Annotated in this window: 1 pseudogene; it reads right to left on the reverse strand. The window is 78.4% G+C overall.

Annotation, left to right across the window (positions count from 1 at the left end):
• Positions 1–252: 252 nt before the first annotated feature.
• A pseudogene (locus MPTA5024_RS08930) lies at positions 253–648 on the reverse strand (hypothetical protein); the annotation flags it as partial.

A 648-nucleotide genomic window follows, 5' to 3' on the forward strand; every position in this document is an offset into this window, starting at 1 on the left:
GGGGCGTGGCGGGGCCACGGCGGGGCTCCTCCTGCGGGTGGGGCCCGCCGCCGTTCCTGCGGACGCCGCGCTGGTCCGCCGGGTCGTCACGACCCGGTGGGAGGGGGTGGTCGGGACGTCCGGGCCGCGGCGGCCCGTCCAGGCGGGACGGCCTGCCCGAGGAGCCCGTGCTCCTCTTGCCGCCGCCCGGACCCTGACCGCCTCGCCCGCCGGGACCGCCGCGGCCGGGACCGGGGTTCCGGCCGCCTTCTCTCACCGGACCGCGCCCTCCCCCTGGGGGGCCGCGGGAGTCGCCTCGCCGGACGGGGCCGCCGAGGGCCCCGTCGTGACGAACTGCGGCGCCGACTTGTCGTCCCTCAGGTACTCCCTGGCGGCCTCGGACAGCGCGTTGGGCTGGCTCCACACGCGGAGCTGGTTCTCCTGGGCCGCGGCCTGCTGGTGCAGCTCGTCGATGCTCGACCGCAGGTCGCTCAGCTTGAAGGAGTCCTGCGCGAGCACCGTGTTGAGCAGCAGCAGCGTGACCAGGCCGCCGCACATGAGACCGGCCACGAGCAGCACGAACGGCGCGCGCGGCGGCCTGCGGAACGCCCGCCGGACGGCCGGGACGCCGGGCGCCGCCGACTCGGCCGGTGAGGCCGGCGGGGCGTC

It is taken from the genome of Microbispora sp. ATCC PTA-5024, assembly GCF_000511135.2.
GTDB classification, from domain to species: Bacteria; Actinomycetota; Actinomycetes; order Streptosporangiales; family Streptosporangiaceae; genus Microbispora; species Microbispora corallina.